We start from the raw sequence: 26,234 nt of genomic DNA on the forward strand, positions 1-26,234 counted from the left end.
TGCATGTTGGGCGCACTGTCTATTCCTTCCCGCGCACGTCCAGTGTGTGCGGGGAGGAATAGGACTGTCGGGAAGGGGCCAGCTTGCGCAGCCAGTCTCGCTCGGCCAGCCGGTTCAGCTTCGCACGCATCGACTCCGAGCGAGCCGGCTCAGTGGACGCCCCCAGCTCGCCGCAGACCTGGTTGGCCATGACCGGCCCCTCCGCTCGACGCACCAGCTCCATGATCCGCTGTTAGGCCTCGGGCGGAACTGCCTCCTTCATGCCGCGCTCGTGGTGTGACAGCAGCAGTACCGCACAGCCCGTGACCTGCCCGGCAGTATGCGCCAGCGCCGCTTCCCGTTCCGTTCCGACGTACCGCTGTTCGACCAGCTGACGCGCGACCTGCTGGGCAACGGCGAGCTCCGTCAGCTCGTCGCACACTCTTGGAACTGCTGGCTCAACGGCTCTGCCCGCACTCCAGTTCGCCTTACCCGTGATCAACTCACGAAGACACAATCTCGCATCGCTGGCCACCTGATGCGCGCCTCCCGCCTGGATCGTACGAACAGGTGCCTCGCTCACGCCGGGGAGCGCGTGGATCCGCGATCACCGAAAGGGCAGAATGCGGCCCGCCGGGCCAAACTGGCGGGCGAACCTCCTCACGTAGAGCTAGCCAGGCTGGTCCACTCGGGGGGCACTGACATAGCGGCGGAGACCGAGTTCCTGCTCCGGGTGGCCACGGCCTACCATGCCGCCGCACGTTCTAAAAGGGATTGTGCATCGTCGCTACCCAGTAGCCATGGCGCACCATCTACAGTTCGTCAGACTCACGAACAGTGAATATAAGCGACGACCCTTCAGCGATCGAGTCGAAGAGTGCGTCTGCGCGGTCGACGACGCGATCACGGGCCGGTCCGGCAAAGGATCGCCACCCCGCAACTGCGCCCGGTGGGTCTGATGCAGGTTCGGGTGACAGGTTCGGTCACGCGGCCTGGAGGCCGGCGTGGTCATGACGGTCTCGAATTCGACGGGTGTCAGCCGGCCGAGCGACATTTGTTCGGCGGCGCCGGTGGTAGGTCCGCTCGATCCAGGTCACGATCGCGATCCGCAGTTCTTCACGGGTAGCCCAGACACGACGGTCGAGGACGTTCTTCTGCAGCAGACTGAAGAAGAACTCCATGGCCGCGTTGTCACCGGCAGCTCCAACCCTCCCTATCGATCCGGCCATCCGATCGTGCAGCAAACCCAAATTTCACTGGGTGTCAGGCTGACGGCGGGCGAGCATGATTCCCCCAAGCGTGCTCTCGGCCGAAGTGAGCGTCCTGTGCTGCTCGACGGTGAAGCCAGCTTCGTTGAGCCAGCCAATCATCTGGCCGTGCCAGCGACGATGGACGTGGACCTTCATCGGGTGACCGCCATAGCCCTCCGTCTTTACCTTCGACTCGTCCCCGACATGAAAGCTGAGGAGCAGCGGTCCGCCCGGCTGCAGCACTCGATGGAAGTGCTGGAAGACCGTGCCGATCTCCTTGTCGGGGATGTGAATCAGCGAGTACCAGGCGACCAGACCGGCCATCGAGCCATCGCCGAGGTCGAGGTCCGTCATGGAGCCGAGTTCGAACCGCAGATCGGGGTGGTCGCGCCGGGCTACCTCGATCATCCCGGGTGATAGGTCGATTCCGAACGCGTCCACGCCCAGCTGGCACAAGTGAGCCGTAATCCGCCCCGGCCCACATCCCACGTCTGCGACCGCTCCCCCACCACGGGAGCTCACCAGGTCGGCGAACAGCGCCAGGACCGCTCGCTCCTCGGGTGTTTCATCCAGAAGGTTGCGTACCTGGTCTGCATAGCTCGAGGCGACGGTGTCATAGGACGTTCGTGTGTCTTCCAACCAGCCGTCAGTGTTCAGTTCTATTTCCACGTGTCCGTCATCTCTTCAGCACGGTGGCGGCCAGCGGCCGGGCGGCTCGCGGAACCGATCAGCACCGAGACCATCTTCCCCGCCCCGTCTCCCCTGCTGAGTCAAGCCTGACCCGTCACCACGGGGGGAGTGACGGGCCAGGCTCGCATCCACGGTGCCATATCCCCCCGCAGGCGCGCAGTCTCTTCAGGAAGCGGCCAGGTCGAAGCCCTGGGATTCGGCTCGGTCCGACAGGCGGCATCCCGCAGCGGGCACCGACGACCGCGGAGGCGTCTGTGCCGGTGCCCGCCCGGGCGGCTCAGCTCAGGCCCAGCTTGGACAGGGCCGTGGTCCAGTCGCCGGCAATGGCCTGCTGGGCAGCGGCGAGAGTGACCTTGCCGTCGCAGACCGCGGTGTGCAGCTTGCTCTCGACCGGGTCCTTCTTGTTGTTGATGCCGCTGCCCGTCTTGTGGCCCGGGTCCGCCGGTTCGACCCACAGGTTGCGCTCGTCGTTGGGGTCGCCCCCGAGCTCGAGGCTGATGAGGTGGTCGTACTCGGCGTCGGCCAAGCGGCCGTTGTAGCCGTAGGAGGCGGCGTTGAGCCGCTTCTCCCTGCTGGTGATGGAAACCGGCGGCCGGATGCTCTTGGTGTAGCCGCTCTTGCGGCAGATCGTCGACTTCACGGTGGCCTGGGTGACGGCCGGTGAGGTCGCGCCCGGCGTGCACGTCGGATCCGGGAGCGGCTCGCCGTTCTCGTGACGGTAGTGGCAGCTGCCCGGCGCGGGTTGCTTCTGCACGGTGTAGGCCGGCTGCGGGCCGGGCCCGACCGCGATCGACGACGCCCCTCCCGGAGCGGCTGTCCCCGCGGGCCCTGCCGCCGTCCCGCTCGGCGATGCGTGCGATTGGGCAGGCGTAGCGGACCTGCAGCCCGCCAGACACGCGGCGGCGAGCACTACGGACAACGCGGTTCTCGAAGCACAGCGCATGACGACCCCTCATCCACATTCAATTGCTGGACGAATGCTCCCCTACCACGCTGCCGCCCTGCCACGCGGGCTAGGGTGCAAAGGCGTGCCAGCGTCACACCAAGGAGCGCTCAAAACGAGCAGGCGTTATTCCTGCGAGCGACTTGCTCTGGCTCACCTTGTCGTGGACGACGAGTCAGTGATGGGGATCACGCATGGATATCGAGCCAACTCATCCTATGAACGGACAAGTGTTGAGGGTGTGGCGGTAGGTTCCCCGGTGACCACACTTGATCGTTTCTTGGGGGAACCTTGTCGCGTTTACGCGCGAGATTCTTGGCTTTGGCGTGCGCTGGGGCCACCGCTCTCACCATTCTGGGTACGGCGCCGCTGGCCAGTGCCGCTCCGCCCAACGATTCCTGCAGCATCCTCTACAACGCACGCATCACGTTCTGGGCCATGACCTGCAGCCAGCCGGGTGAGCCGATGATCGGCGGCTTCGCGACCTGGCGCAACGTGCCGATCACCTTCGACCAGACCGACACCGGCAGCGCAACGGTGCAGGCGTCCAACTACCTGCGGGTCACCCCGAACACCGAAAGCAGCCCGCTGGCCGCCAACATCGAGATCGGCCTGTACGCGCAGAAGACAGGCAAGACCACGTCCACCTACGGGCCGCGCTGGTCCGAACTGACCACCAGCGGAGGCCGCACCACAGCGATCACGGCCGGTGTGAACCCGACCAAGCCGGACAACCGCAACCACACCTACATGACCGTCCGCCAGGACAGCGGCAATCAGTGGGACGTGCTGTACGACTTCAACAAGGTCGGCTCAACCACCAGCCAGCTTAAGGTGCCGCGCGGTAACCCCAACCGCATCGATGTCGGCCTGGAGGTGACCGGCCCGAGCTACATCAACATCCCGTCGATCGCGGACCGGATGCAGTTCATGGATGAGAACAAGGCGTGGAAGCAGGTGGCCACCCGCAACGTGGCCAAGTCCGTCACGCTGCCCGCGTGCAGCACCACTTCCAAGCCGCCGAGCTGCTTCACCACCAAGCTCGCCGATGCCACGAACTTCACGCAGTGGACGGTCTCCAAGCCCCGTCGACAGTCAGCCTCCCTCACCGCGCCGGACACGACGTCCCCGGCCCCGGCCCGCCGCCCGGACGCCGACAGCCTGCCTGGCACGTTCAACGGTGTGGACCAGCAGGCTCTTCAGAGCTGCCTGGACAACGACCCGGACAGCTGCCTGGCCACCGTGCCCGGCCTCGCCGACTGCGTGGTCACCGTCCGGGTCTGCAATGCCGCGGCCTTGCCGCCTGCCAGTAGCGGCCTGGAGGACATCAGCGGCAGCACGGATGTTTCGGCCGCCGACATCCGCGCCCAAGCCTCGGCTGCTTTCGATGTCCCCGCCGACACGCTCACCCTCACCCCGCCCACTGCGCCCGCAGGGCCGAAGGCTCGCCTTCGCGCCGCCGGCAGTGACGCCACCTGGACAGTGACCTCGACCGGTTCGACACCTGGTCTGCAGCACACCGACCAACGCTTTGACGGCTTCACCGCCCGTTACTCCGCGCATACGGGTGCGCTGATGGATGCCTGCTGGGGTGATCTGTGCGACGCCTCATAACCGCTGTTCCCCAGTCTCAGCAGCAGACAGCCGCCCAGCCCGTACCCCCAAGGAGTTCCCAGTTGAAGCCCCCACTGGCACGTTGTGCACGCGGTGTCGCCACCGCTGCCGCCCTGACCCTGCTCACCGCAGCCACCACCGCCGCCCGTCCCGCACCCGCCCCCGCACAAGCGCCCGAGCCGGGCGCGTTCGTCGACACCTCCTCGGTCCCCGCCGGCCAGCTGCGCGGACTTGACCATCCCATCCCTCTGGCCGACTACGCGCGCAAGCACGGCTCGCATTTGGCCGCCCCTCACTCAGTGGCCGCACCGAACGACGACCAGCAGGACCTGCGCCAGCAATGCACCGCACACGCTGCGCAGGCCAACTCCGCGACCGGCTGGATCAAGTCCCGTTTCGAAAGCTGTCAGAAACGGCCCTATGACCTGGTCCTGCGCGACAAAAACGGCACGACCGCCATCGGTCGGCTCTGGTTCGACATGTGGATCCTCGGCTTCTCCTACGACGGCAGCCGCCGTGTCGACTACGTCGCAAGCATCGAGAACATCCGCGTGCAGGCCATCCCCACCGAGGACGCCACCAAATGGAGCGTCGGCCAGCACTTCCGCCAGAGTATCAACGCCTCCGACAGCGACGCGGACCCCCAGGTGACCGAACCGCAGACGACTGCACGCGAAGAACTGCTCGGTGAGTGGGACCGCACACCGCACTGGACCCTCACCTACACCTCGCCCGACAAGGGCCCCCTCTTCGATCAGGGCAACCAGCAGCGCGTCTACTCCAACGTCGTCATGGACCTCAGCGCCGCCTCACCCAACGCCGCCCCCTACACCGACGGCGTCGACGCCTACCACTCCAACGTTCGCTATGACTACGCCGGGAAGGTCGCCGGCAAGTTCAAGGGCACCGTCTTCACCCAGGCGCGCGTGGAGCTGGTCATGAGCCAGAAAGACCCGGCGGTCAAGGAAAGCGCCCTGCACATCTACGACGCGCAAAACCGCCCTGAGCGCACCTTCCCCTCCTGGCCCGGCAAGACCGTACCCGGCGCCACAGAGCCCCTGCACCGGCTGATCAACAAGGAAAAACAGAAGGCCAACCGGGATCGGTCGATCAAGGAATGCGAGAAGGTCTGGGGAAAATACGACGGCACTGACCTTCAGTGCGACGAGTACCCCTTCGCCTCCACCAAGGAAGGATCGACCAAGGGCGACAACCGGTTCTCCGTCCGCCTGATCGAGGGCGACGACAATGAGGCCGGCGGCCGCAGGCTCGACGAGATGTACACCCTCAACCGCATGCTCGACGGCGACCCCTTCTACGTCAAGATCACCAACTAGTCTGAAAGGCAAGCCACCCATGGCGCTCCTCGCCGAATACAGCTGCAAGGCCACACCCGGCCGCCGCGTCGTGGAGGTCTACGACGCAGATGCCTACCTCGGCGACGACGACGCCATGAAAGCCGCCCGCACACAGGTGGTAGCCGGCAACGGCTACCACCTGTACCTGCGCAGCCTCCAACCCGACATCGACGTCGACGTCACCATCCGCATCTGGGACACCCCACCCACCCCACCAGCCGACGCCGAAGGCCACATCGACATCGGCATCGAATCCGAGACCGGCATCCTCGTCATCAACCAGCTCAGCCTCGGCCCCGCAGGAGAAATGCCCCTGCCCCGCCCCGGCGTCTACGAAGGCCACGCCTGGTGGACCAACCGCCAAGCCACCGCCGACTACTACAACACCACCCTCGCCCAGCTCCCCGAAGACTCCCCCGACGGCTGGCTCACCCAAGCCTGGAACAACTGCCCCGTCACCGAACGCTACGTCCTCGACCTCGCCTATACCCGCGAACCCGAACCCGTCGACGACGAAGACCTCTGACACGGAGCGGGAACATCGAGTAGCTCATTTGGACCCGTGGATGGCCGAGGAAGTGGCGTACAGAGTGGAGCCAGTCCTCTTCGGGGGATTCGCCGGATCCGGGCTGTGGATCACGAGGCTGGGTTTCCGTCCGGGTGGTGGTCGATCCATGACAGGCCGCCCATGTCCAGACGCTGACGGGTGCGGGTGACGGCTACGTAGGCGAGGCGGGCCTCGCTGTCATCGATCGGACCGGGGACAGGGCATCCTCTTTCATCTGTTTGATCGCTGTCCTTCGGTGGGGTGAAGTCGTCCGCGATCGTCACGCAGGGCCATTCGCGTCCCTTGGCTTTGTGCGCGGTGGAGACGGTCACCTCGGCCTGCTTCTCGGGAGCAAGTCGGGAAACAGCCTCGAGGATGGCGTCGGTGCCGTGCTTGTCGATGAGGTCGACCAGAGGCTGCAGGTCGCGTCCGGCCGGGTCGTGGGCAGCGTAGTCCTGCAGCTCTCCCCAGGTTGGGAAGAGAAGGAGTTCGGGGTGACTGGTTCGACGGCCTTCCTTGAGGTCGCGGGCCGCCAGGGCAAGGGCCCGCAAGCTTTCACCTCCGCCGGCCAACGCGACCTGGCGCCCCACGGAGATCAGGGCCATGACTTGGGCCATGGCGCCGACGTTGGTACGGCACAGGACCGCGTCAGGGCAGGCGACGGGGCCGAGTTCGGTGGGCACGGTCGGCGTGCCGGACAGGCGGATGGGGGCGCCCGCGATGCGCAGCCAGCGGTTTGCTTCCTGGGCCAGGTGGGGGCCGAATCGGAAGGACTGTGACAGGGCAAGGCGGGTGCCCTCGAAACCGGTCATGACGTCTTTGGCGCCGCGCCACTGGTAGATGGCCTGGGCGGAGTCGCCGACCATCACCAGTTGGGCGTGACTGCGCTGGTCGAGAAAGACCTGTTCGACGACGGGATTGGTGTCCTGGGCTTCGTCTAGGAGGAGGAAGTCGGCGGGGAGTTTGGGTCGGGTGAGGGCCCAGATTTTCAGGTAATGGTCGTGGTCGAAGCGGACGCAGCCGTCGTCGGGGTTCTGAAGGTCCGCCCAGGCTTTGCGAGCGAAGGGGACGATGTGGGCGGCGAGTTCGGCGTGCAGGTCCTTGTTTTCCAGGCCGCGCAGGTGTGGGACGTGGTGGCGGGTGATCTCTTCGTCGGCGGTGTGGCAGAAGCGGGCCACGGTGCGCAGGGTGGTGTTGGAGAGGGTTTTTTGTGACAGGTCGCGGTCGCCGATGCGGATGTCTTTGGTGATCTCGAGGGCCTGTCCGGTCTGCCAGGCGGGGCGGCGGGGTGCGTTCAGGCGGCGGGCGTATTGGTGGCCGACTGCAGCGTAGGCGAGGGCGTGGGCGGTCTTGCACTGAACGTTGGCAGGGAAGCGGGCGGTGGCGTCCTGGGCGATGGCCCGGTTGTAGGCGAGGTAGCGGCCGCGGCGTTTGGTGGCGCGGGCGAGCAGGGCCAGGGTGGTGGTCTTGCCCGTGCCCGCACCAGCTTGCAGGGCCAGGTGATCGCCGGCATTGAAGGCATCGGCCGCTGCGGTCTGTTCGTCGGTGGGGTTCATGGCGTGGGTCTTTCGGGGAGCCGAGTGAGGGCGTGTCCGACGGCGGAGAGCAGGTACGCGGGGGTGGTGTGAGCGAGGAGCTGGCGTACTGCCTGATCAAGGCGGTCGGTTTCCTGGGAGGCGTGTTCGGCCAGGGCTCGGTGGATGGCACCTTCGATGAAGCGCTCGGGTTCCTGTCCTGCGCGGCGTGCTGCGCTCTTGAGGTGGGCGTGAGTGTCCGGCGAGAAGAAGAGGTTGAGCAGGATCTGCCCGTTCCGGTCTGGGTAGTGGGTGGTGATCACGTCGATGGGCAGCCGGGCGGCCTTCAGCCGGCGGCGCAGGCGGTAGGCGGCTCGGTCCGGGGTTTTCGCGCCCATGAGGGCCATCAGGCGGGTGGCGTCGTGGTTGGCCGCGAGCGGCCAGGTGCGGGCGGCGTGGCGGAGTTCGTCCCTGGCAAGGGGCCGGGTCAGCAGGATTTCCAGGGCGTGGTGCGGCATAGTCACCCGTTCCGGGGATGGCGAGTCGGGGTGTGGGGCAGATGGGCGCGGATGTGGGCCGCGTGCAAAAGAGGGTCGAAGATTTGCCAGCCGACCAGAGCGAGATCGGCGGCACCGTCGGCTACGGCGAGTGCGGGGCAGCGCTGGGTACGCCAGCGCGTCTGTTCGGTGCAGGGCAGGTGACTGAGATCGGCGGCACCGTCGGCTACGGCGAGTGCGGGGCAGCGCTGGGTGCGCCAGCGCGTCTGTTCGGTGCAGGGCAGGTGACTGAGGTCGTAGACGGCCATCTGTGTGCCGGGCAGAGCGAGTTGGCCGCCTTCGGATCCGGTGGGCAGCAGTCTCCAGACTCCGTTGAGGTCGGTCGGGGCGAGGACGGGATTCCTGCAGCGGTGACGATGGCGGGTCTGGGCCACGCAGCGGATGTGCTCGAGAGGGCTGTCGGCGAGATAGCGGCTCAAGAGCATCTGCACGATGGCGTGGGCGGGCTCGGAGGCGCTTGCAACGGGTGCGTTATCGGTGCGCGAGGCGGGGGCGAACGTGCCGGTGTCGATCAGGCGACGGGTTCGGACGGCGAGGTGGCGGCGTACGGACTGAAGGTGCAGGCCGATGCGGGCCGTGGGCGTGCTGCCGGGGCAGAGCACGGTGTGGGGGATGCGGCACCAGGGACTGCCGTCGCCGTGGGGGTGGGCAGAGCCGCTGCTGAGGTGCCAGCGGCAGGCGGCCGGGACGTGCGCGGCGGGCAGTTCTGCGGGGTGTAGGGCGATGGGACGCTGGTCGGCGCGCTGGTAGAGGTCGGTGAGGTTGCCGCAGTGGCGGCAGCGGCTGCGCTGGCCGGCGCGTAGCAGGCGGCTGGGGCTGGTGGCGGCGACCCGCAGGGGGCGGGGGTGTCGTCGGTGGCGGGGGCTGCCGTCCCAGTGGCAGCCTGCCTGGGAGGTGTTGGGGCACATGCCGGGAACCGTGCCAGGCGGCGCGCCATGGCCGTTGAATCGGCGAGCGGACTGTCCTGCGAACGGCCCAGCAGGGGCGAACGGGCGCACGAGTGGACGTACGGGTTTTCGCGTGCGGCTCGCCGGTTCGGATGATTCATGCGCGGCGGGCGGCCGGCGGCGGAAGGGTCAGGTGTGCTTCGGTCCGGGTGGGGTGTGGTCGTTGCAGAGGGTGCCGAGGAGTTGCTCGATGGGCACGTCGAAGGTGTGGGCGAGGGTGTGCCAGGTGGTGAGGCTTCCGGTGGTGCGGCCGTGTTCGAGGTCGATGAGGGTGCGCCGGGCCAGGCCGCTGCGGTCGGCGAGTTCGTCGAAGGTCCAGCCGCGCTCGCCTCGCAGGCGCGCGAGTTCTACGCGCAGCGCGGGGAGGTCGGGGTCGGGCGGCAAGATCGTCACCCCACCATCCGACGGTGCAGGACCCTGCCCTGTCAGTGCAGACTTCTGCACTATTTGCCGGGAGGGAGGGTGACGTTCGTAGTGCAGGACTCTGCACTACGGTGCGGCCGTACCGGACGCCCTCCTGTGGGGCATCCGCCACGACGGCACGGACAGATGGGAGGACGACAGGCCGATGAGGCTGGCCGGCGCGCATGCCGCGGTGCGGCGTATCTGGACGGTGGAGCTCCGCCCGCGGGCGGGCGGACCAAGTCTCATCTGCCCGCACTGCACCGCCCACACTGCTCCCCTCAAGGCAAGCTCTGCGAGATCCGCCGCCCTGGCGCATCTGGCCTGCCACGCACGCACCGATGTACTGCCGGGGCATCTGCGCACCTGCCAGTGCCGGGCGCAAGGCTGCTGCTGGCATCCACGTCACCGCGGATGCGCGGGACCGGTACTGCTCGCCCTCACCCGCGACCGCGGCGGCCGCACCTGGCGCCTGGCCGACACCTGTGCGGCCTGCGCCGCGGCGACGAGTCATACCGCCGTGGTGCCGGACACGCTGGTCGGCCGGTTCCCGTCACGCCCTTCCCACTGCCCGCCGACTCCCCCACGCAACAGACCCGAGTCCAGGTCCGACCAGCGAGTGCGCGTGCGGGAGATGCTCACCTACCTCGCCGCAGCACTCCCCCGGTTCACCTCACCTGCCGCCAGACTGCTGGCCCTGCAGTGCGCTCTGCGGGCCGACACCCGCGGTCAGGTCGGCCTGCCGACAGGTCTGCTCAGCAGCATGCGTCTGCGCGGACGCCGAGAACTGTGGGAGGAACTCGCTCACAGCGGCTGGCTCGAGATGCCGGATCTCAAGCCGGCCAACTTGAAGGTGCGACTGCTTGATGCCGCGGTCCTGGACCAGGCTCCCGGTCGCAGCGCGCGCCGCCGTGCCGCGCACTGGGCACTGCACCCCGCGCCGCTGCTCGTGCCGCCCACCGCACCGCATGCCCTGCGGCTGACCGCGCTCGTGCTCGCCGCGCATACGTCCACCCAGGTCCACCACAGCACTGATATGGACGTCCTCGCCCGCCTGTGCGGACACTCACCCCACCAGACTGCGGACCTCCTCGACCGGTTGGCAGCCACCGGGATCCTTACCGCCTGGCAGCACGACCGGGACACCGACGAAGTCCTGTGGCAACTCCCCCGACAACAGGCCTCAAGTCCTCACGCTGCACGCCCCAGGCAGCCCCACTCATGGGACCAGTGAAGCTCAGGTTGAGAAGTAGACGTCACTCAAGAGGAACAACAGGCTCCACCCATCCGTACTATCTCTACGCCGGGCCACGCGCAGCGGTCATGTCCACTGCCGCTCGGATCCCAGCCCGAGATCACAGACGCTTGGCTCTCTGCGCCTGCACCACAGGTGCTGCACGCCCGGCCAGGGAACCCAGAGAAAGGCCAACCCATGTCCATCACGACCGCCGGCACTGAACTGACATCGCAGTACGCCGCACAGGTAACCAGCGACCTCGAACGCAACGCCAAGGAGCAGGAACGCATCAGTGCCGAGATCACCGCACTGCAGGAGCAGCTGGCCGCACTGCAGCATGACCACTCCGTGCTGATGCAGGTGCAGCAGGCCCTTGGGCTTTCGCCGGCGCCGGTTCAGCTCACAGCCGGTTCGGACGGCGCGGCAGTGCCTGCTCCGCGCAAGAAGGTCGCTGCTGAGCCCGACGCTGGCAAGCGGACGCGCGCGAAGAAGGCAGCCGGCACAGAGGGTGCCGCGACCAGCAAGAAGTCGGCGGCCAAGAAGCCCAGCAACAAGGCCGCAGCCGCGAAGGCGGCCCAGCCCACGCTGGTCGGACTCGTCCGCAGCCACCTCACCGAGCAGAGCGAACCGCGCTCCGCGGCCGAAGTCGCTACCGCGCTCGGCCAGGCGCATCCCGAGCGCGGCATCAAGGCCACCGTCGTGCGTACCACCCTCGAAGGACTCGTCGCCAAGAACCAGGCCAAGCGCACCAAGCAGGGTGCCTCCGTCTTCTACACCGCCCCCGGTGCGGCCGAGCAGACGACCACACCGGGCAACGAGGAGGCAGACTCCGAGTGAAGACCACGGTGGCGGCAACGGGTTCTGCGTGGACAATCCGGCTGGCGCCGTCCCTCGGCTGATTGCCAGATCCGGCCAGTCTCGCCTGTGCCAGCAGCCGCAGCCTTGTGCCAGTGCGGTGGGGGACCAGGCGCAGTTGCCATGCGGCCTACGGCAGGGCGGATGGTCTTACCTTCGGGTCATTCGAGGGCCGTGCTGGATTCCGTGAAGTCTAGGCAGAAAGAGGGTTCCCTGGCTCAGGGCTGTCCTGCAGGGCCGCGGTGTGTCGACGACGGCGATATTCCCCAGGGGGTCTGTCGGGGGAATTCCCCACCCCCTGGGGTATGCACCGGCGTCAGCCGGCCGGGCGCTTGGTTGAGTCGGCGGGCCCCTTCGGCCGCTTATTGGGCCGGTAGCTGGGGCCGTTCATGACGACTTGGTGACTGGCGTTGATGAGTCGGTCAAGGAGGGACTCGGCGACGACGGGGTTGGGGAAGAGGGGATACCAGTCGCTGGGCGCCCGGTTACTGGTGATGATCAGGGACCGGCCCTGTCGTTCGGAGACGAGTTCGTAGAGGTCGTCGGCCTGGGAGGCGTTCATCTGGCGCATGGCGAAGTCGTCGAGGATGAGCAGGTCGGGGCGGATAAGTTCGCGCATGCGCTTGTCCCAGGTGCGGTCCGCGTGGCCGCCGGCGAGCTCGGCGAGGACTCGGCTGGTCTTGGTGAAGCGGACGTTGGCGCCCTGGCGGACGGCCTGGTGGCCGAGGGCCTGGGCGACGTGTGTCTTCCCGACACCGACCGGCCCGAACAGAATTACGGATTCGCCGGAGTGGAGCCAGCGCAGGGCCGCGAGGTCGCGGATTTGGGCGGCGGGCAGCTTCGGGGAGGCGTTGAAGTCGAAGCCTTCCAAGGTGGCCTGCTGCTCGAACTTCGCTTTGCGCAGGCGGCGTTCGAGGGCGACGGACTCGCGTCGGGTGATCTCGTCCTGGCAGAGGACCTGGAGGAAGTCGAGGTGTCCGAGTTCGCCCTTCTGGGCCTGGGTGAGGCGGGCGTCGAGGGTCTCGAGCATGCCGGACAGCCGCAGGGTCTTGAGCGAGTCGCGCAGGGCGGTGGTCATCACGCTCACCGGTCGGCCTCCTCGGCGTCGGCGCCGCCGTGACCCTCGTCGGCGAGGACGTCGCCGGGGATCTGCGTGGGGATGGCGGTGGCGAACAGGCCCTCGGGCCCGTGCAGGAAGGCCGAGGCTCCGGCGTCGCCGGTCTCCGGTTCCGGGTCGGTCTCGGTGCCGGCGACCAGGATGCCCTTGACGGTCCGGTAGGACGGGTCGCCGACCGCGACCGCCTTCGCGCAGGCGGCTTCGAGCCTGGTGTCGCCGTACTTCTTGCGCAGCCCGAGTACCCCCTGGGCAGCGCGGAGCCGGTAGAGGGCGTTGACCTCCAGGAGCTGGTCGATCACTTGACGGCAGGCGTCGCCGACCTGCGAGGCTTGGCCGCGGCACCAGATCGGTGTGCGCATCTGGAAGGCGATCTTCTCGGGCGGGTAGTCGTTCTTGTCGGTGCGTTTGCCCTGCTCAAGTGCCGCGTGGGTCTTGACCAGTTCGCCTTCGTGGAAGACCTGCACCATGGTGGCGGTGGAGCGGACGTCGACGCGGCGGCCGATCAGTTTCCAGGGCACCGAGTAGAGGGTGCGGCCGACCTTGATGTGGATGTCCGGGCCGACCGTTGCTTTCGACCAGCGGGCCAGCACGAACGGCGTCTCGGGCAGGGGCAGCAGGGCGGGCGCCTCGACCGTCTCGAACACCGACAGCGGCTTAGCGCCGCTCAGCGGCCGGCACTGCCGCTGACCTGCAACGTTGCGGGCCCAGAGCAGGGCCTCGGCCTGCATGTGTTCCAGCGAGGTGAATGTCCGCCCGCGCCAGTAGGAGTCGCGGACATAGGGCATGGGCCGCTCCACCCTGGGCTTGTCCTTGGGCTTCGAGGCGCGAGCTGGATCCACCAACGTCCCGTAGTAGGAGGCGAGTTCGGCATACGACTTGTTGATCTTCGGGTCGTAGAGGTCGGGCTTGTCGACCCCGGTCTTCAGGTTGTTGGGTACGAGTCGCCGTGGGACGCCGCCGAAGAACCGGAACGCTTCCACATGTGCCTGCGTCCAGGCGTGCTGATCCATGTGTGCCACCGGGCGCACGAACATGTGCCGCGAGGCGGGCAGCACCATCACGAACGCCCAGATCCGGTGTCGTTTACCAGTAGTTGGATTGATCCACTGCCCCAGGAAGCCGTAGTCGATCTGGGATTCTGAGCCCGGTTCGACGTTCTCCCGCAGCACCGTGACCTTGGAGCGGGCCGCCTCGTCCGGCAAATTCTCGTGCACCCAGCGGCGGAATGCCGTCAGTGACGCCTTCAGCTTGCGCTCGTCGCGCAGCCGCTGGTGGATCGTGGTCACCGTGCAGGTGTCCCTCAGCTCCACGACGTAGTCGCGGTGTTGCTCGATCTCCGGCCAAGTCAGTTGGTTCAGCCGCCTGTTGGCCTGCTCGGGGAACCAGCTCTTGATCAGTTTCGCCCAGTCGGTCTCGCTCATGGGCGGGCCGCCCGGGGTGATCCCGGCCGCCTCGGCCGGCGCCAGATACTTCCTGATCGTCTTGCGGTCCAGCCCGAGTGACGCCGACAGCTGCGACTTCGAGCGGCCCGCGTACCAGTGGACGTAGATCTCCACGATGTCGGTCACGGTGAACGTTCTCCTTGCCATCCGGATCGTCCGACGACCTCCCGGTTCTCGCTGGTCAAGGGACACCAGCGACTCCGAGTAGGCCCGGACCCTCAACCCGGCACGGGCATGCCCCGGGGGATCCCCACCGATTCGCAAGAAGGATCTATCGGTCGAACAAACCACCCGACACGGGGAAAGATCTTCAGGCCGAGACCGCGACCGGCATCCCCATCTGTGACGGACGTCCCCCTGGGGAATCGTGGTCATCAGGGTGGGGAATTACGCCGACAGCATCAGCCGGAAAGTGGGGAATTAAGCCGTCGTCGACACGGTGAGGGCCGCAGCCATCGCGGCTATCTCGTCGGGGCTGGTGCCAGCAGTGACCGTGACCGTCACATCGCCGACGCTCATCGCCACAGTCACGTCATGTTGCCCTGGCGACGCGCACCACCTACGGACTGTCTCGATGGCGGAGGGCAGTGCCAGTACTGCGGTGACCACCAGAGTCAGGATGTCCAGGCCAGTACCGAGTTCGCCGGGCTTGGCCGGCCGTGCCGGCTGCCACTTCACTCTGCCTGCTGTGGCGAAGTCAGGGTCGCGCAGGAGGAAGGTCCGTAGCGCGTCGGGTGCTTTGCCGCCGCTGCCGTCCGTCAAGAGAATTGTGTTTGCCATGGTTCCTTCCGCGATCATGCTTATACCAGCAAGGGAGTTTTGTGGGCTCTGTTAGGCATCAGGGGAATGCGTGATCCGTCGTTGCGGATCTGCCGGGTCGGGACGGGAAGCCCGTGGGCCAGGCAGTGGGACCTCACGGTTTCGAAGAGGGCGTCGGCATCGATCACGAGGCCGGCGCCTGGAATCCCGGATATCAGTGTCGCCAGTATCTGGCCTGTGAAGTCGGTGTTTCGGGCGCCTAGGGGCGCTGTGGATGGCTCGGTGGCCCCGGAAGAGGTCATGACGTACGTGCCTCGGATGGCCGCTGAGGAGTCGGTCAGCCCGGCCAGGAGGTCCAGGGCGGAGCCGCTGTAGCAGCTGTCGAGGATGACCAGCCGGGTCGACAGCCCGGACTCGGCGATCTGGTCCCGGAGGTTATCGAAGCTCCAGTAGGAATAGGTCTGGTGCTCTTGTGTGTCCGCCATCGACAGCAGTAGCCGTCCGTGAGACGGGTGGGATCTACCGTGTCCCGCGTAGTAGAAGAGGAACGCACCGGACACAGGATCTACCGTCTCCACGACCTCCTCGATCGCGGCATGGACGCGTTTGGGGTCGTGTGGGTCCGTCAGGACGCGGCAGTTGTCTTCCGGGATGCCGAACTCCGCCGACACCAGGAGCTGTCGCAGGTCGCTGAGATTGTTGTGGATCGCTGGTACGTTCGGCAGGTATTCGTAGTTGCCTACTCCGACCAAAACGGCGCCGCCTGTCGTCCAGCATTCAAGGGGTGCGATCGGTTCGCTTGTGGTGGCATGTGGCGGCGGAGCGATCCGCGCCCCGGAAGACGGTGCACTGCTGCTGCCGGTGTTCCGCCGGGCTCTCCTGCCAAGGCCCAGAGTTTGCCGACGGTCGTCGATCCACTCCATGAGTTCCTCGACGTCGCCCCCGTTGCTCCTTACGTGGTCGGCAACCAGGTGCAGGTACTGAAGGAAGGTCGCTGCGCGTCTAGGCCGTGTGCCGAAAGTGGATCTTGGGCTGTGAATGATCTCAGTTCATGGGTCGGGGAGATCTCACGGACGAGCAGTGGGCGGTGCTGGAGCCGTTGTTGCCGGAGGGCGCCAGGGTGGGGCGGCCGCCGGTGTGGCCCCGGCGGCGGTTGGTCGACGGCATACGGTTCCGGGTACGTACCGGTGTTCCGTGGCGGGATGTACCTGCCGAGTACGGGCCGTGGGGCCGGGTCTACGACCTGTTCCGCCGATGGCAGCGGAACGGCACCTGGCACCGGATCCTCACCCAGCTCCAATCCCTGGCCGATGCGAGGGGTGCGATCACGTGGGACCTGAACGTCGACTCCACGGTCTGCCGCGCCCACCAGCATGCGGCCGGGGCCCGCAAGCAGGGCGACCTGCAGAAGGAGCCACCAGGCGGCGTGTTCATCGAGCCTCGTGATCACGGGCTGGGACGGTCGCGAGGCGGCTTCACCACCAAGCTGCATCTCGCCGTCGAGCAGGGTCAAAAGCCCATGGCGATCGTGGTGACGGCAGGACAGCGCGGGGACTCGCCGCAGTTCGAACCCGTGCTGGCAAAGGTCCGTGTGCCCCGCATCGGGGCGGGCCGGCCGCGTGTCCGTCCCGACCGCGTGCGGGCCGACAAAGCGTACGCCTCCCGCAGGAACCGCGCCTATCTGCGCCGCCGCGGGATCCGCTGCACCATCCCGGAGAAGGCTGACCAGGCACGCAACCGCCGAAAGCTCGGCTCCCGCGGCGGTCGGCCGCCGCGCTTCGACCCGGCCGACTACCGCGAGCGCCATGCGGTCGAGTGCGGGATCAATCGGCTCAAGAGACACCGAGCCGTCGCCACACGATACGACAAGCTCGCGGTCCGCTTCGAGGCGACCGTGCTGGTCGCTGCCATCAACGAGTGGCTTTGACATGCATGTTTGTGAGGTCTACGAGTTGGACCAGTCGCGAGTGGACAGCACCAGCAGATAGCCGTCGGGGTCCTGAAAAGTCATGCCCCAGGTGTCCCAGTACGGATTATGGGCGGGCACTCGCTTCCCGCCGTGCCGCTCGAGCTGCTCCACGAGAGAGTCGGGCACTGGTTCGCCGAGGTAGATGACCAGCAGGTCTTCAACGGTTGGCCGCGGTTCGAAAGGAGCAGCAGGATCGTGAACGAGTTCCAGATGCCAGCCGGCCCCGGGCCAGCCGACCATCAGGAGCGAGCTCCGGCCCGGGGTGCCGTCCGCCGCATGCTGATACAGGACGTCGAGGCCGAGACCTGAAACCCAGAAGCGTTCAGCCGCTCGGAGGTCGTGTGAGGGTCGGGCTATGCGGATGTGAGCTGCGGCGTCGGCCGACATCGTTCTACCTCGTGATAGGGGCAGGCCCAGCATGAACCAGTGGCTGTGTCCGTGGGCTTGGACAGCAGTGAGCTTAGAGATTAAGTGACTGCGTGCCATCGGGCGCTGGTCCTAGTCCTGGTTGCCGAGGACTCAATGGTCCTGACCAGCCTTTTCGATACACGGCCTAGGGGTGGCACCCTCGTACAGCAGTCCATGGCCATCGCGCCAGCACAGAAGCTCCGGAGTGACACCAGCCCATTCCCAGCCTTGCGCCGCTTTGCGTGCCAGGCTTGCCACTGTGATGGCGTCGGATGGCTGCGGCAGCGCAGCGAGCAGTCGCAGAGCGGTCCTGCGGTCCCGAGGAGTCCACACGTCGCCGCCAGCGCTGAGTCTGTCATCGACTGCGACGAGATTGTGTTGCTCATCCACCCAGTTGCGGACGCTTCCGCTCAGCGGACGGTTTCCGTGCCATTCATCGTGGGCCCTCATAAGTTCCTGGTAGGTGGATCCGAACCGGCGTAGCGCGGAGATGAGGACGCCCAGCCCTCCGTCGTTGTTTGCCCTGCGCGCCTTGAGCATGCCGATGACCGCACCGGTGTTGCTGTCGACCAAGGGCCCACCGGCGACACCGTTCGGGACTTGGGCGGATGAGGCGAACACTACGCCGTATCGGCCATCGCGTACGTTGACCTCCAGCCGCGCCTGCCAGCGCCAGGGTTCGGTCGCATCCGGCGAAGCGCGGTGGCCATAGCACGCCACGTACCGGCCGTACCAGGACGCGGAGTCAGATAACCAGACGCATTCATGTTCGACTGGCTCGTCCCATAGTTGCAGAAGGGCGAGATCCTTTTCGGGGGGAATGCGGTCGACGGCCGGATCAGTCACAAGCCACTGCTCCAAATGCATCCGGGCCGGCGCCCCGTTGTTGAATAGGCCACCGCGCACCTCGCAGATCCCCTCCGGGTCCCGCCTGAAGAGAGGCGCGACCACATGTGCGGCTGTCAGCACAGTTCCTGGCGCGACGAAGAATCCGGTCCCCCAGCAGGCTTGCTGATTCACAGGTCCGATCTCGACAGTGGCGGCCTGCGCCAGGGCGTCGAGGCCAGGTTGCTCAAGCATTGCTCCCCCGGTTTGGTCATGCTGAGTCGCCAGCCGGGACAGGCTCCAATGGGCGTCCTACCGTGCTCAGCGGATCACCAGGAACACGGTAGGCCGAACGCCGGCCCCGCACAGGCCATAGGACCAAACCGGCTATGCCTAACCGTGTTGCTCCATGATCTGACCGTTTCCTCGCGGCGCCGCCTCAGGCCTACGCTCGAGGACCAGGACGGCTCAGGCAACGAAGCGCAGCCAGTCCACCAGAGCGGCGGCCCACCCTGGCTGCTGCTCCCAACGAAGATCACAGCCTGCAGCGGTTACCTCAGAGCGTCCACCCAGCTAGCGGCGTCCCAACGGCCGCCGTGCGGCCGCGCGCTCGGCCGGGTCACCGAGGGCGCCAGGTACGTACTTCGAGATGAATGATCTGCGCGTCTGCCCGGATACGTCCGGTTTCCACGAGCCACTGGCGTACCGCGGCGGTGACGTCACCGGCAGCGGCATCGACGCGGCGGGCGAACTCGGCGGCGTCAAAGCCGCCGGTCGGGCCGGAGCCGTAGGAGCGTTCTTCTGTGTGGTCGGCGCGTTGGATGACGTTGCGGCGAATGCCGGGTGAGTCGGTGCGGCTGCCAGAGGGGTGCAGGTAGCCGGTCTTGGCGAGGCGGACGGTGAAGGCCAGGCGCAGGCCGAGGCGGGCGGCTTCGGCGATCAGGGGGCGCAGGCGGGTGGAGCCGGAGGCGATGGCCTGTGCGCCGACGCGGCCGGCGCCAGTGCCGGTGGGGGTGATCAGGACGGCTTTGGTGCGCACCCGGGCGGGGGCGCCGGTGGCGGTGGTGCGTCGGGTGGTGTGGCGGGCGGCGATGGCGGCGAGTTCGGGCAGTTCGGTGATGCCGCCGACCTCGATGGCGGTGAGGACTTCGCGCAAGGCGGTGACGAAGGCGGCGCCTTTGTTCCGTGTGTAGAACTGCGAGACGAGAGAGGGGTCGCGGTTGAGGATGCGGGCGATGTCGCGTTTGGTGTAGCCGGCTTGTTGGAGGCGGTCGGCGAGGCGGGCCGCTTCGTTCAGCTCGCGCCGGCCTCTTGGGCGGTTGCGGCGGGGGCGGGGTGGCATCAGGCCTCCTGGCCGGTGGCGGTGAGGGTGGCGCGTCCGGCGTTCCGCAGGGTGAGGAGTTCTTCTTCGGTGGTGGGGGCGGGCATTGGGCCGGTGAGGTGGCCGCGGAGGAGGTAGTCGCCGGGCTGGTGGTGGTAGGGCCAGTTCTGGGGCTGGGTGAGGTAGAGGGCGTCGGTGCGGAAGGCGATGACGCTGCCGGGCGGGGTGTGCAGGGCGCCGGCGTAGGTGTCGTCGTCGCGGTGGCGTTGAGTGAGCAGGGCGGCGCGGGCGCCGGACCAGATGGCGGCGGCCCATTCGGGGTGGGCGTTGGGGTCGCGGCTGAAGCCTGTGGGCTTCTGCCAGGTGATCTGCTGGTCGTCGAAGCCGATGATTTCGGCGTCCGGGGGCACGTCGCGTTCGGCAGTGCGGGGGGTTGTGCCGGTGACCATCCGCGGGCGCTGGGCGAAGGAGCCGATGCCGTACAGGAGGATGGAGCGTACGGCGCGGGAGGCGAGGTGGGCGGCGCGGGCTTGCTGGGGGTCGCCTTGGAAGTGGGCTTGGGTGGAGAGGTTGGTCCAGGTCTCTTTGAGTTTCTTGGCCCAGTCGTCGAGGGGTTTGCCGTCCTCCCATAGGATGCCGTCGAGGATTTCGATCTTCCACGGCTGGATGGGGTTGGTCAGGGCGGTGTGGATTTCGGGGCCGCCAGCCCAGGTGGTGAAGGTGGTGCCGGGCGCGGCCGGGTAGTGCCAGGCGCGGTCGCCGGGGGCAGGAGCCGGGAGGAGGCCGACGTGATTCCAGGTATCGGGGACGGTGACCCGCACCTGCCAGTGCCCGCACCCGTACAGGGCACGGATCTGCTCTTTCTCGGACCAGGAGGCGAAGGTGGCGGCGGTGATGCGGCGGGGGGTGCCGACGGGGGATTTCCAGGTGTGCTTGGCGTAGGCGAAGGTGCGGTCGTATTCGATGAGCTGGGACAGCTGCTCGGGGACGCGGGGTGGGGTGATCAGTTCGTTGCGGCCTTGTCCTGCGGTGGCGTGGAGCAGGCCGCGTAGTTCTTCCGACAGGACGGGGAAGCCGTCGGAGTGCTGGCCGCGGGTAGGGATGGTGCGAGTCCACAGGTCACGGCCGGTCTGCGAGGGAGAGCCCATGATGACTGCGTCGGGCCAGTGGCGGCGCAGGGCCTGCCACAGCAGGACAAAGGCGTCCCGGACGGTGGCGGGGTCGTCGCCGTCGACGTCGAACCACTCCCCCACGGAGCGGATCTCGACGTGGCTGTCGCCGGTCTCGCGCTGGTAGCGGCCGACGGGGTTGCGGGCGTGGACGAAGTGCCCTGCCATGCGGTCGCGGCCGCGGCCGGTGTCGGTGCGCCATCCCTGGATCGGGGCGTTCAGCCAGGCGGCGACGGCGTCGCGCAGGTAGGGGTAGCGGTCGGCGTCGCGGTGCCAAGGGTCACCTGCCGTGATGTAAATCCGCTCCACATCATCGGGGATCGTGCGGAAGACGGCGGTGAGGATGTCGGCTGCAGTGGCGGCGCCGAGATCGAGACGGTGGGTCTGGTTGCGGTGGACCAGCACGCCGGTCGTGGCGTCTAGGAAGACGGTGATGCGGGCCTGCTGGGTGAAATTCGGCCGGGTGGAGGCCAGGCCGGGCGTGTGGGTGAACCAGGCATCGCCGACGGCTCCTTGGGGAAGGGAGGGCAGGCTGCGCGGTTCCCGGGGTGCAGCGGGTGCGACGGGGGCCATGGCCTCGGCTGACGCCGGTAGCGCGGCAGAGGGCGGGGCAGCCGTGCTCATCGCGGGAGCGATCGCTGCCGGCTGCGGCGTCTGTGGATTGGTCTTGCCAGTGTCCTGGGCCGTGGACGGCTCTGGAGCCGGAGGCTGCGGTGGCGCGTCGTCGTGTGCGGCAAGGCTGTCGGGGGCAAGGGCGGGAGCCAACGCGACGACGTCGGCCACACCCAGGCCGGCCGCTGGGGCGATGCGCTCTGCCTTGGCTTTCTTGTAAGAGGCCAGCTGGGTGATCCGCCTGTCGCGGTCGGCTTCCAGCCTCGCCAGCGCTGTCCGGACTTTCTTGATCTCGTCCCGCACGGCCCGCAGATCGGCGAGCGCGGAGTTGTAGCTCTGTGCGTCCATCGGGGTTCCTTGTCCGGACTGGCTCAGCCAGCGGTGTGTGTGGGGACGTAGGCGATCGGCCCGCCGGAGTGGGAGGCGAGCCGTGTGCCCAGGAGGAGTTCGGCAAGTCGGCGGTCGCTGTCGATGGAGGAGGTGATGGCCACGTGTGGGGTGGCCAGGTCGGTGACGTAGCCGGCCAGACGGGCGCTTGGGAAGGCGTGACGGCCCGCGGAGTTCTTTTCCCACTTCTCCAGACCGGTCAGGACGGCCACGACGTAGCCCGACAACGTCACCGGCAGTACTCCCCCGGACGCAACACTCTCCGGGTCGCAGCGCCACCAGCCGCGCAGAGCTTTGAGGAGGTCCCCGGGGGTGAGGGAGGTGGAAAAGCCAATCCAGTCACGGTCCGGCTCGTCGGTCCGCTGGGCCGTATCAATGCGCAGGACGGCGACCTCGTGGGCGTTCAGCCGGTCCAGTGGTGTCGGTGGCCGTGTGCTGAGTGCTTGGACGACGTGGAGGGGGACCATAACGCGTACTCCGCGCCTGGACAGGTCCGGCAGCAGCCCGGCGTGCATGAGACGGCGGAAGGTGGTGACGGCGCAGCCCAGCTCTTCGGCCGCCTGACCGGTCGTGAGTAGCATCAACCCCGTCCAATGCATGCCGAATCAGATATTGGATTAGGCATGATCTTAGGGGCGTGCTGGCTGCCCGTCAAAGGACACTGCTCGGCCCCTGCCTGGGCATTCAGGTATCGGCGCCGGGGTCTTCTGAGACGGCACCGCTCGGTAGCACCCAGGGCTGTGCAGAGCCTGCGCGTCAGCAATCGCCTTCCGGCCGTTCAGCCGGGGGCGTCGAAGCCGACTTGCCTGGTATCGGTCCCTCGGCGAGGCAGGATTCGGCCGAAGGGCGGACAGGTGCGACCGTCCTGGCTCCGTCAGGAGGCAGGACCGGCTACCTCCTCCATGATCCGGACGGCCTGCTCATAGGAGAAGTCGTCGAGAGAGGCGGTCTGTGCGCGTGCTGGTCCGGTTTCCGGCTCGGCGTGCGGGACCGGGGGGCAGCCGTTGCTGCGGATCCGTTGCTTGAGGTGGCGTCCGAAGGCCCAGGCGTCCTGGGCGGCGGCGAAGTGCCAGCGAGCCAGGGGGCGCCAGGGCCAGGAGGCGGGGTGGGGGTGTCGTCGGCCGGAATTGGCTACTCCCCATCCGAGGGCGCGGAGGCTGTCGTGGACGACGAGGTAGAGGTATCCGGGTTCGCTGGGGTTGATGCCCTGCCGGGCGCAGACGGGGCAGGCTCCGTGGTGCCCCGGGAGGGCACCGGGGACTGGTGTCGAATGGTTGTCGCAGGTGATGCAGCGGGATTTCCAGGGTGCGTTGGTGTGGCCTGGGTAGGGGTCGAGCGGCTGGAGCCCGTGGGCCAGCATGCAGGCGACGGCTTGTTTCTCGTCCAGGGGTTGGCGCGCCGGGAAGGGTGCGGCGCGGCAGGCCCAGCATTGGTGGCCGCGGATGCGGACGGAGGCGAGGGTGGGTGTGCCGAGATGTCCGCAGCGCAGGCACTTGGCAATCCAGGGGCGGAGCTGCTGGCCGGGGTAGTCGGTGAGAGGTTCGAGGTCGGCTGCGGTCATGATGGCTGCTGCGGTGGCGGCACTGATGGTGTTGCCTGCGCAGTCGGTGCAGCGCGCGCGACCCTTGCGGACGTGGGAGAGTCGCTTGATTTTGATGGCTGCGCAGTGCGCGCATCGGCAGCGCCAGGGCTTGGCGGCTCCGGGGTAGGGCTCGAGAGGCAGCCAGTCCCGGCTTTCCATGGCGGCGGCGGCTTTGGTGCTGTCGTGCATGAGCTTGCTGGCGATCTTCTGTGAGCGGCAGGCCCCTCGGCATGGTCCGCTGCCCTTGTTGACGACATCGTTGTAGCGGGGCGAGTTGATCTGTCCGCAGTGCAGGCACTGTGATCGCCACGGGCGTTGGGTGCCGGGGAAGGGCTCGAGGGGGTGTGCGCCCCGCTCCAAGAAGGCCCGGATTGCTTCGGCTTCTGTGATGCTGCGTGGTGCCATGCACTCCCCCGGCTCGTGCTGCGGTGCGCATGGAGGGCAGAACATTCGTTCGCCTGCGTAGCGGAGCTGGTGTTGTCTTTCCCTCGCAGCGCTGTCTCATTGTGGCGGTCGCCGCCCACCCAGCGAGCAGGATCGGACGAAAACGTGTCGGGTGGTGAGCCGTTGCCCGCTCTTTTGCGTGGCTGCGGAACCGGCATGTGGAGTGTCGGCGTCCCCTGCGGGGAGCAGTGGGTTACCTCGGGCAACGAGCTGGGGTGTGGGTGGCGGTTTCGTGTCACGGAGCCTCCATTTTTTGCATGTGCACGTGCAGGCGACCGGAATGATGCCCTCCGTTCCAGGCGTCGTTTCCCGCAAGAGTGAAGGAATTGGACATCGCGTGATGGCCGCAACGGATCAGGCAGTCGACCTCGCGGCCAACTGCACCCGGTTTCCGTCCAAAAGTGAATACGGAAGATCGAATATGATCGCTTCTTGAATGCTTGAGGCTTTGTCTGGAGTGATTTTCGTCAGAAACGGGGACTCCCCTGATGGGAGTACGCGTTGACCCCTCGGTTTTGCGCGGCAACACGGCGCCGAATTGCTAAGTTAACGTGACGCAGGGAAGGATGAGGGGGTAGCTTCCTCCCCAGCAAACAGCCGTGCGCTCTCAACGAGGGCGGGCCCCGGCAGTGTGGCGACACTACCGGGGCCCTGTTGCGGACAATCACTCAGAAAGGCTGCTAACCATATGACTGCCCGACTCCTCCGGGGGCTGCTGTGCATGCCCCCGGCGTCTCGCGAAAATACCATTCCGCGCCTTCTCATTCCACAAACCGGCAGCGTGCGTGCACTCGACATCCGTCTGCAGCTGAGCCTGGTCATCGTGCTGATCATCACGCTGTGGGTTCTGGGGGCACCGGGCGCCACTCCGTGGCTGCTGCTGCCGGCTGTCCACTTGGCAGGCCAGTCCTCGGTGCATTACGTGCACGTCCAGGTCCTGTAGCGCCGCTTGGCATGCCGCCGGAGGAGGGTGCTCCGGCGGCTGCTCCCTCGGGCGGACTGCTCGTTGATGCAGTCTGCCGATGGGGTCTCACCGAGATCGATCGTGCGAAGGGACAGGAGCGCAGTGCGTACGCCGTCACAGCGCAGAAAGTGCGGATTTTGCGAACAGCCCCTGCGTCCGGGAGAAGGGCGCGGACGGCGGCGGGAGTACTGCGATGACGTGTGCCGCCGGAAGGCTCAGCGGGAACGGGATGCCCTGCGGGGGCGGCCGGTCGTGGTGCCCAGCAGTCTGCGGACGGCGCGCGATCTGGCGGCTGTGGCGGGGCGACTGGTCGCGGTGCAGCGGCTGCGGTTGCCGCTGCACGCCACGCTGGATCTGCTCGACAGCGTCCTGCGGCAGGCCGAGCGGTGTGCAGCGGCAGCGGTGTATGAGTCGCAGCAGGCGGGAGCCAGCTGGGAGGAGATTGCGGCCGCAGCCGGCATGACGGCGCCGCAGGCCAGTGCCCGGTGGGACACGCCTACGCTGCGCGCACTGTTTCCGCCACGGCAGCGGCAGACGGACCGCCGCGGCGCCATCCAGCGCCTGGCGGATGCGCTGGCATACCTGCAGCTGAGCTCCGGGGTGTCGGTGGACGAGGCGGCTGAGCAAGCCGGCCTGGAGGTGCCCTATCTGCTGCAGGTCCTAGACGGCCGCTGTGTGCCGGCGTGGCCGGAGGTGTACACGCTGGCGACCGTGTTCGCTGGTGCGGCCGAGGACTTGCGCGTGCTGTGGGAGAGCGCCCGCGGGAGCGTGCACTCCCCTCGGTTGCCGTCACAAGGCATGGCGGGATATTTGGCGGCCGCGCTGCGCGGCTTGCATCTGGCCGCCGGTTCCCCCGCGCTCGACAGCCTCAGCAGGCAGGCACTTCTGCCTTCTGCCTGTATCGGGCAGGTGCTGGCTGGGCATCATGCTCCTCCCTGGCCGGCCACCGCCCGGCTGGTGCGGGCACTGGGCGGGCAAAGCGAAGACATTGAACCGCTGTGGCAGGCGGTACTCCAGGCCGCCATTTCCCTGGACGGCCCCCAGATGCCGCGGCAGTTGGGCTGCGCCGGCTGCCACGTCCCGACACCGCACACCCCCTGACCCTGCATCGGCGCGGGTGAAGCCGCCCGATCCTCCGTAGCGGCAGCTGGGGTGCCGGTCGCGGCAGATTCCCGCTCCCCCGGGCCTACCAGCAAGCGAAGGCTGGCGCGCCCTGCACTGCGCGGGGCGCATTTTTCTCTCTCCCGGCGGACGCATTTTCACTCCCCTCAGCTTCCCTCGTTCGTGGCTTGGAAGCCGCCATGGACCGCCCTAGCATGGGCCTTTCGCAGCGACGGACGGT

General features: G+C 67.5%; 26 protein-coding genes and 1 pseudogene. 8 read left to right on the top strand and 19 right to left on the bottom strand.

The features are described 5' to 3' along the window. Positions 1–19 precede the first annotated feature (19 nt). The 5 genes and pseudogenes from ACFYZJ_RS32110 to ACFYZJ_RS32130 all read right to left on the bottom strand — a co-directional run bounded on the left by ACFYZJ_RS32110 (position 20) and on the right by ACFYZJ_RS32130 (position 2,862). Positions 20–214 (bottom strand): hypothetical protein, encoded by a 195-nt coding sequence (locus ACFYZJ_RS32110; RefSeq protein ID WP_388573837.1) that lies wholly within the window; start codon positions 212–214, stop codon positions 20–22. Between the two features lie 18 nt (positions 215–232). Beyond that, positions 233–421, bottom strand: a complete 189-nt coding sequence (locus ACFYZJ_RS32115) for a hypothetical protein (RefSeq protein WP_388573838.1) — start codon at positions 419–421, stop codon at positions 233–235. Positions 422–982: 561 nt separating this feature from the next. Further along, positions 983–1,208 (bottom strand): annotated as a pseudogene (locus tag ACFYZJ_RS32120) (IS3 family transposase); the annotation flags it as partial. A gap of 24 nt (positions 1,209–1,232) precedes the next feature. Then, entirely contained in the window at positions 1,233–1,886 is a 654-nt protein-coding gene (locus tag ACFYZJ_RS32125) for a class I SAM-dependent methyltransferase (protein WP_388574011.1), read from the bottom strand. 310 nt (positions 1,887–2,196) lie between these two features. Further along, a complete protein-coding gene (locus ACFYZJ_RS32130; protein ID WP_388573840.1) occupies positions 2,197–2,862 on the bottom strand; it encodes a hypothetical protein in 666 nt (221 codons plus the stop codon). A gap of 291 nt (positions 2,863–3,153) precedes the next feature. On the opposite strand from ACFYZJ_RS32130, the gene ACFYZJ_RS32135 reads away from it, so the two are divergent. The 3 genes from ACFYZJ_RS32135 to ACFYZJ_RS32145 all read left to right on the top strand — a co-directional run bounded on the left by ACFYZJ_RS32135 (position 3,154) and on the right by ACFYZJ_RS32145 (position 6,360). After that, complete coding sequence (locus ACFYZJ_RS32135; protein WP_388573842.1) at positions 3,154–4,476, top strand: hypothetical protein; 1,323 nt, start codon at positions 3,154–3,156, stop codon at positions 4,474–4,476. Positions 4,477–4,538: 62 nt separating this feature from the next. Further along, entirely contained in the window at positions 4,539–5,813 is a 1,275-nt protein-coding gene (locus ACFYZJ_RS32140) for a NucA/NucB deoxyribonuclease domain-containing protein (RefSeq protein WP_388573844.1), read from the top strand. Positions 5,814–5,832: 19 nt separating this feature from the next. Next, positions 5,833–6,360, top strand: a complete 528-nt coding sequence (locus ACFYZJ_RS32145) for a hypothetical protein (protein WP_388573846.1) — start codon at positions 5,833–5,835, stop codon at positions 6,358–6,360. A gap of 110 nt (positions 6,361–6,470) precedes the next feature. Here the strand turns inward: ACFYZJ_RS32145 and ACFYZJ_RS32150 are convergent, their stop codons facing one another. The 4 genes from ACFYZJ_RS32150 to ACFYZJ_RS32165 all read right to left on the bottom strand — a co-directional run bounded on the left by ACFYZJ_RS32150 (position 6,471) and on the right by ACFYZJ_RS32165 (position 9,792). Further along, entirely contained in the window at positions 6,471–7,937 is a 1,467-nt protein-coding gene (locus tag ACFYZJ_RS32150; protein ID WP_388573848.1) for a UvrD-helicase domain-containing protein, read from the bottom strand. Next, the gene (locus tag ACFYZJ_RS32155; protein ID WP_388573850.1) at positions 7,934–8,413 is read right to left on the bottom strand and encodes a hypothetical protein; all 480 of its coding nucleotides are present in this window, start codon (positions 8,411–8,413) and stop codon (positions 7,934–7,936) included. Before ACFYZJ_RS32155 ends, ACFYZJ_RS32150 begins: the two co-directional genes overlap by 4 nt. A gap of 2 nt (positions 8,414–8,415) precedes the next feature. Next, on the bottom strand, positions 8,416–9,360 hold the full coding sequence (locus ACFYZJ_RS32160; protein WP_388573852.1) for a DUF6083 domain-containing protein: 945 nt from the start codon (positions 9,358–9,360) through the stop codon (positions 8,416–8,418). A 168-nt stretch (positions 9,361–9,528) separates the two neighbouring features. Beyond that, positions 9,529–9,792 (bottom strand): helix-turn-helix transcriptional regulator, encoded by a 264-nt coding sequence (locus ACFYZJ_RS32165; protein ID WP_388573854.1) that lies wholly within the window; start codon positions 9,790–9,792, stop codon positions 9,529–9,531. Between the two features lie 634 nt (positions 9,793–10,426). On the opposite strand from ACFYZJ_RS32165, the gene ACFYZJ_RS32170 reads away from it, so the two are divergent. Together ACFYZJ_RS32170 and ACFYZJ_RS32175 are read left to right on the top strand one after the other, a co-directional pair. After that, complete coding sequence (locus ACFYZJ_RS32170; RefSeq protein ID WP_388573856.1) at positions 10,427–11,035, top strand: hypothetical protein; 609 nt, start codon at positions 10,427–10,429, stop codon at positions 11,033–11,035. Positions 11,036–11,233: 198 nt separating this feature from the next. Next, on the top strand, positions 11,234–11,875 hold the full coding sequence (locus ACFYZJ_RS32175) for a hypothetical protein (protein WP_388573858.1): 642 nt from the start codon (positions 11,234–11,236) through the stop codon (positions 11,873–11,875). 334 nt (positions 11,876–12,209) lie between these two features. Here the strand turns inward: ACFYZJ_RS32175 and istB are convergent, their stop codons facing one another. The 4 genes from istB to ACFYZJ_RS32195 all read right to left on the bottom strand — a co-directional run bounded on the left by istB (position 12,210) and on the right by ACFYZJ_RS32195 (position 16,134). Further along, positions 12,210–12,971, bottom strand: a complete 762-nt coding sequence (gene istB / locus ACFYZJ_RS32180) for an IS21-like element helper ATPase IstB (RefSeq protein WP_388574013.1) — start codon at positions 12,969–12,971, stop codon at positions 12,210–12,212. 5 nt (positions 12,972–12,976) lie between these two features. Next, entirely contained in the window at positions 12,977–14,578 is a 1,602-nt protein-coding gene (gene istA / locus ACFYZJ_RS32185) for an IS21 family transposase (protein ID WP_388573860.1), read from the bottom strand. Between the two features lie 294 nt (positions 14,579–14,872). Next, complete coding sequence (locus ACFYZJ_RS32190; RefSeq protein ID WP_388573862.1) at positions 14,873–15,232, bottom strand: hypothetical protein; 360 nt, start codon at positions 15,230–15,232, stop codon at positions 14,873–14,875. 20 nt (positions 15,233–15,252) lie between these two features. Then, positions 15,253–16,134, bottom strand: coding sequence for a caspase domain-containing protein (locus tag ACFYZJ_RS32195; protein ID WP_388573864.1), 882 nt, complete (start codon positions 16,132–16,134; stop codon positions 15,253–15,255). A 128-nt stretch (positions 16,135–16,262) separates the two neighbouring features. On the opposite strand from ACFYZJ_RS32195, the gene ACFYZJ_RS32200 reads away from it, so the two are divergent. After that, positions 16,263–17,138 (top strand): IS5 family transposase, encoded by an 876-nt coding sequence (locus ACFYZJ_RS32200; protein ID WP_388573865.1) that lies wholly within the window; start codon positions 16,263–16,265, stop codon positions 17,136–17,138. Between the two features lie 18 nt (positions 17,139–17,156). On the opposite strand, the gene ACFYZJ_RS32205 is transcribed toward ACFYZJ_RS32200, so the two are convergent. The 6 genes from ACFYZJ_RS32205 to ACFYZJ_RS32230 form a co-directional block, all read right to left on the bottom strand. Continuing rightward, the gene (locus tag ACFYZJ_RS32205; protein WP_330235270.1) at positions 17,157–17,567 is read right to left on the bottom strand and encodes a VOC family protein; all 411 of its coding nucleotides are present in this window, start codon (positions 17,565–17,567) and stop codon (positions 17,157–17,159) included. Between the two features lie 132 nt (positions 17,568–17,699). After that, positions 17,700–18,668: a serine protease gene (locus ACFYZJ_RS32210; protein ID WP_388573868.1), complete on the bottom strand. Its 969-nt coding sequence runs from the start codon at positions 18,666–18,668 to the stop codon at positions 17,700–17,702. A gap of 364 nt (positions 18,669–19,032) precedes the next feature. Further along, entirely contained in the window at positions 19,033–19,755 is a 723-nt protein-coding gene (locus ACFYZJ_RS32215; RefSeq protein WP_388573870.1) for a helix-turn-helix domain containing protein, read from the bottom strand. After that, the gene (locus tag ACFYZJ_RS32220; RefSeq protein WP_388573872.1) at positions 19,755–21,863 is read right to left on the bottom strand and encodes a hypothetical protein; all 2,109 of its coding nucleotides are present in this window, start codon (positions 21,861–21,863) and stop codon (positions 19,755–19,757) included. The genes ACFYZJ_RS32215 and ACFYZJ_RS32220 overlap by 1 nt, the downstream gene beginning before the upstream one ends. A 23-nt stretch (positions 21,864–21,886) precedes the next feature. Continuing rightward, a complete protein-coding gene (locus ACFYZJ_RS32225) occupies positions 21,887–22,483 on the bottom strand; it encodes a helix-turn-helix domain-containing protein (RefSeq protein WP_388573874.1) in 597 nt (198 codons plus the stop codon). Positions 22,484–22,776: 293 nt separating this feature from the next. Further along, positions 22,777–23,673: a hypothetical protein gene (locus ACFYZJ_RS32230; RefSeq protein WP_388573876.1), complete on the bottom strand. Its 897-nt coding sequence runs from the start codon at positions 23,671–23,673 to the stop codon at positions 22,777–22,779. Between the two features lie 1,036 nt (positions 23,674–24,709). Between ACFYZJ_RS32230 and ACFYZJ_RS32235 the strand changes: the two genes are divergently transcribed. Together ACFYZJ_RS32235 and ACFYZJ_RS32240 are read left to right on the top strand one after the other, a co-directional pair. Continuing rightward, a complete protein-coding gene (locus tag ACFYZJ_RS32235; RefSeq protein ID WP_388573878.1) occupies positions 24,710–24,871 on the top strand; it encodes a hypothetical protein in 162 nt (53 codons plus the stop codon). Positions 24,872–25,144: 273 nt separating this feature from the next. Beyond that, positions 25,145–25,993: a hypothetical protein gene (locus ACFYZJ_RS32240; RefSeq protein WP_388573880.1), complete on the top strand. Its 849-nt coding sequence runs from the start codon at positions 25,145–25,147 to the stop codon at positions 25,991–25,993. Positions 25,994–26,234 lie beyond the last annotated feature (241 nt).

Source organism: Streptomyces sp. NPDC001848 (genome assembly GCF_042891915.1).
Lineage (GTDB): Bacteria > Actinomycetota > Actinomycetes > Streptomycetales > Streptomycetaceae > Streptomyces.

Excerpts from the sequence above, each read along its gene's own strand:
- ACFYZJ_RS32210 (WP_388573868.1), bottom strand. The coding sequence starts at position 18,668 with ATGCTTGAGCAACCTGGCCTCGACGCCCTGGCGCAGGCCGCCACTGTC.
- ACFYZJ_RS32220 (WP_388573872.1), bottom strand. The coding sequence starts at position 21,863 with ATGGACGCACAGAGCTACAACTCCGCGCTCGCCGATCTGCGGGCCGTG.
- istB (WP_388574013.1), bottom strand. The coding sequence starts at position 12,971 with ATGACCACCGCCCTGCGCGACTCGCTCAAGACCCTGCGGCTGTCCGGC.
- ACFYZJ_RS32230 (WP_388573876.1), bottom strand. The coding sequence starts at position 23,673 with ATGCACGACAGCACCAAAGCCGCCGCCGCCATGGAAAGCCGGGACTGG.
- ACFYZJ_RS32190 (WP_388573862.1), bottom strand. The coding sequence starts at position 15,232 with ATGGCAAACACAATTCTCTTGACGGACGGCAGCGGCGGCAAAGCACCC.
- ACFYZJ_RS32150 (WP_388573848.1), bottom strand. The coding sequence starts at position 7,937 with ATGAACCCCACCGACGAACAGACCGCAGCGGCCGATGCCTTCAATGCC.
- ACFYZJ_RS32145 (WP_388573846.1), top strand. The coding sequence starts at position 5,833 with ATGGCGCTCCTCGCCGAATACAGCTGCAAGGCCACACCCGGCCGCCGC.
- ACFYZJ_RS32205 (WP_330235270.1), bottom strand. The coding sequence starts at position 17,567 with ATGTCGGCCGACGCCGCAGCTCACATCCGCATAGCCCGACCCTCACAC.
- ACFYZJ_RS32130 (WP_388573840.1), bottom strand. The coding sequence starts at position 2,862 with ATGCGCTGTGCTTCGAGAACCGCGTTGTCCGTAGTGCTCGCCGCCGCG.
- ACFYZJ_RS32215 (WP_388573870.1), bottom strand. The coding sequence starts at position 19,755 with ATGCCACCCCGCCCCCGCCGCAACCGCCCAAGAGGCCGGCGCGAGCTG.
- ACFYZJ_RS32160 (WP_388573852.1), bottom strand. The coding sequence starts at position 9,360 with ATGTGCCCCAACACCTCCCAGGCAGGCTGCCACTGGGACGGCAGCCCC.
- ACFYZJ_RS32225 (WP_388573874.1), bottom strand. The coding sequence starts at position 22,483 with ATGCTACTCACGACCGGTCAGGCGGCCGAAGAGCTGGGCTGCGCCGTC.
- ACFYZJ_RS32200 (WP_388573865.1), top strand. The coding sequence starts at position 16,263 with ATGGGTCGGGGAGATCTCACGGACGAGCAGTGGGCGGTGCTGGAGCCG.
- ACFYZJ_RS32195 (WP_388573864.1), bottom strand. The coding sequence starts at position 16,134 with ATGGAGTGGATCGACGACCGTCGGCAAACTCTGGGCCTTGGCAGGAGA.
- ACFYZJ_RS32155 (WP_388573850.1), bottom strand. The coding sequence starts at position 8,413 with ATGCCGCACCACGCCCTGGAAATCCTGCTGACCCGGCCCCTTGCCAGG.
- ACFYZJ_RS32175 (WP_388573858.1), top strand. The coding sequence starts at position 11,234 with ATGTCCATCACGACCGCCGGCACTGAACTGACATCGCAGTACGCCGCA.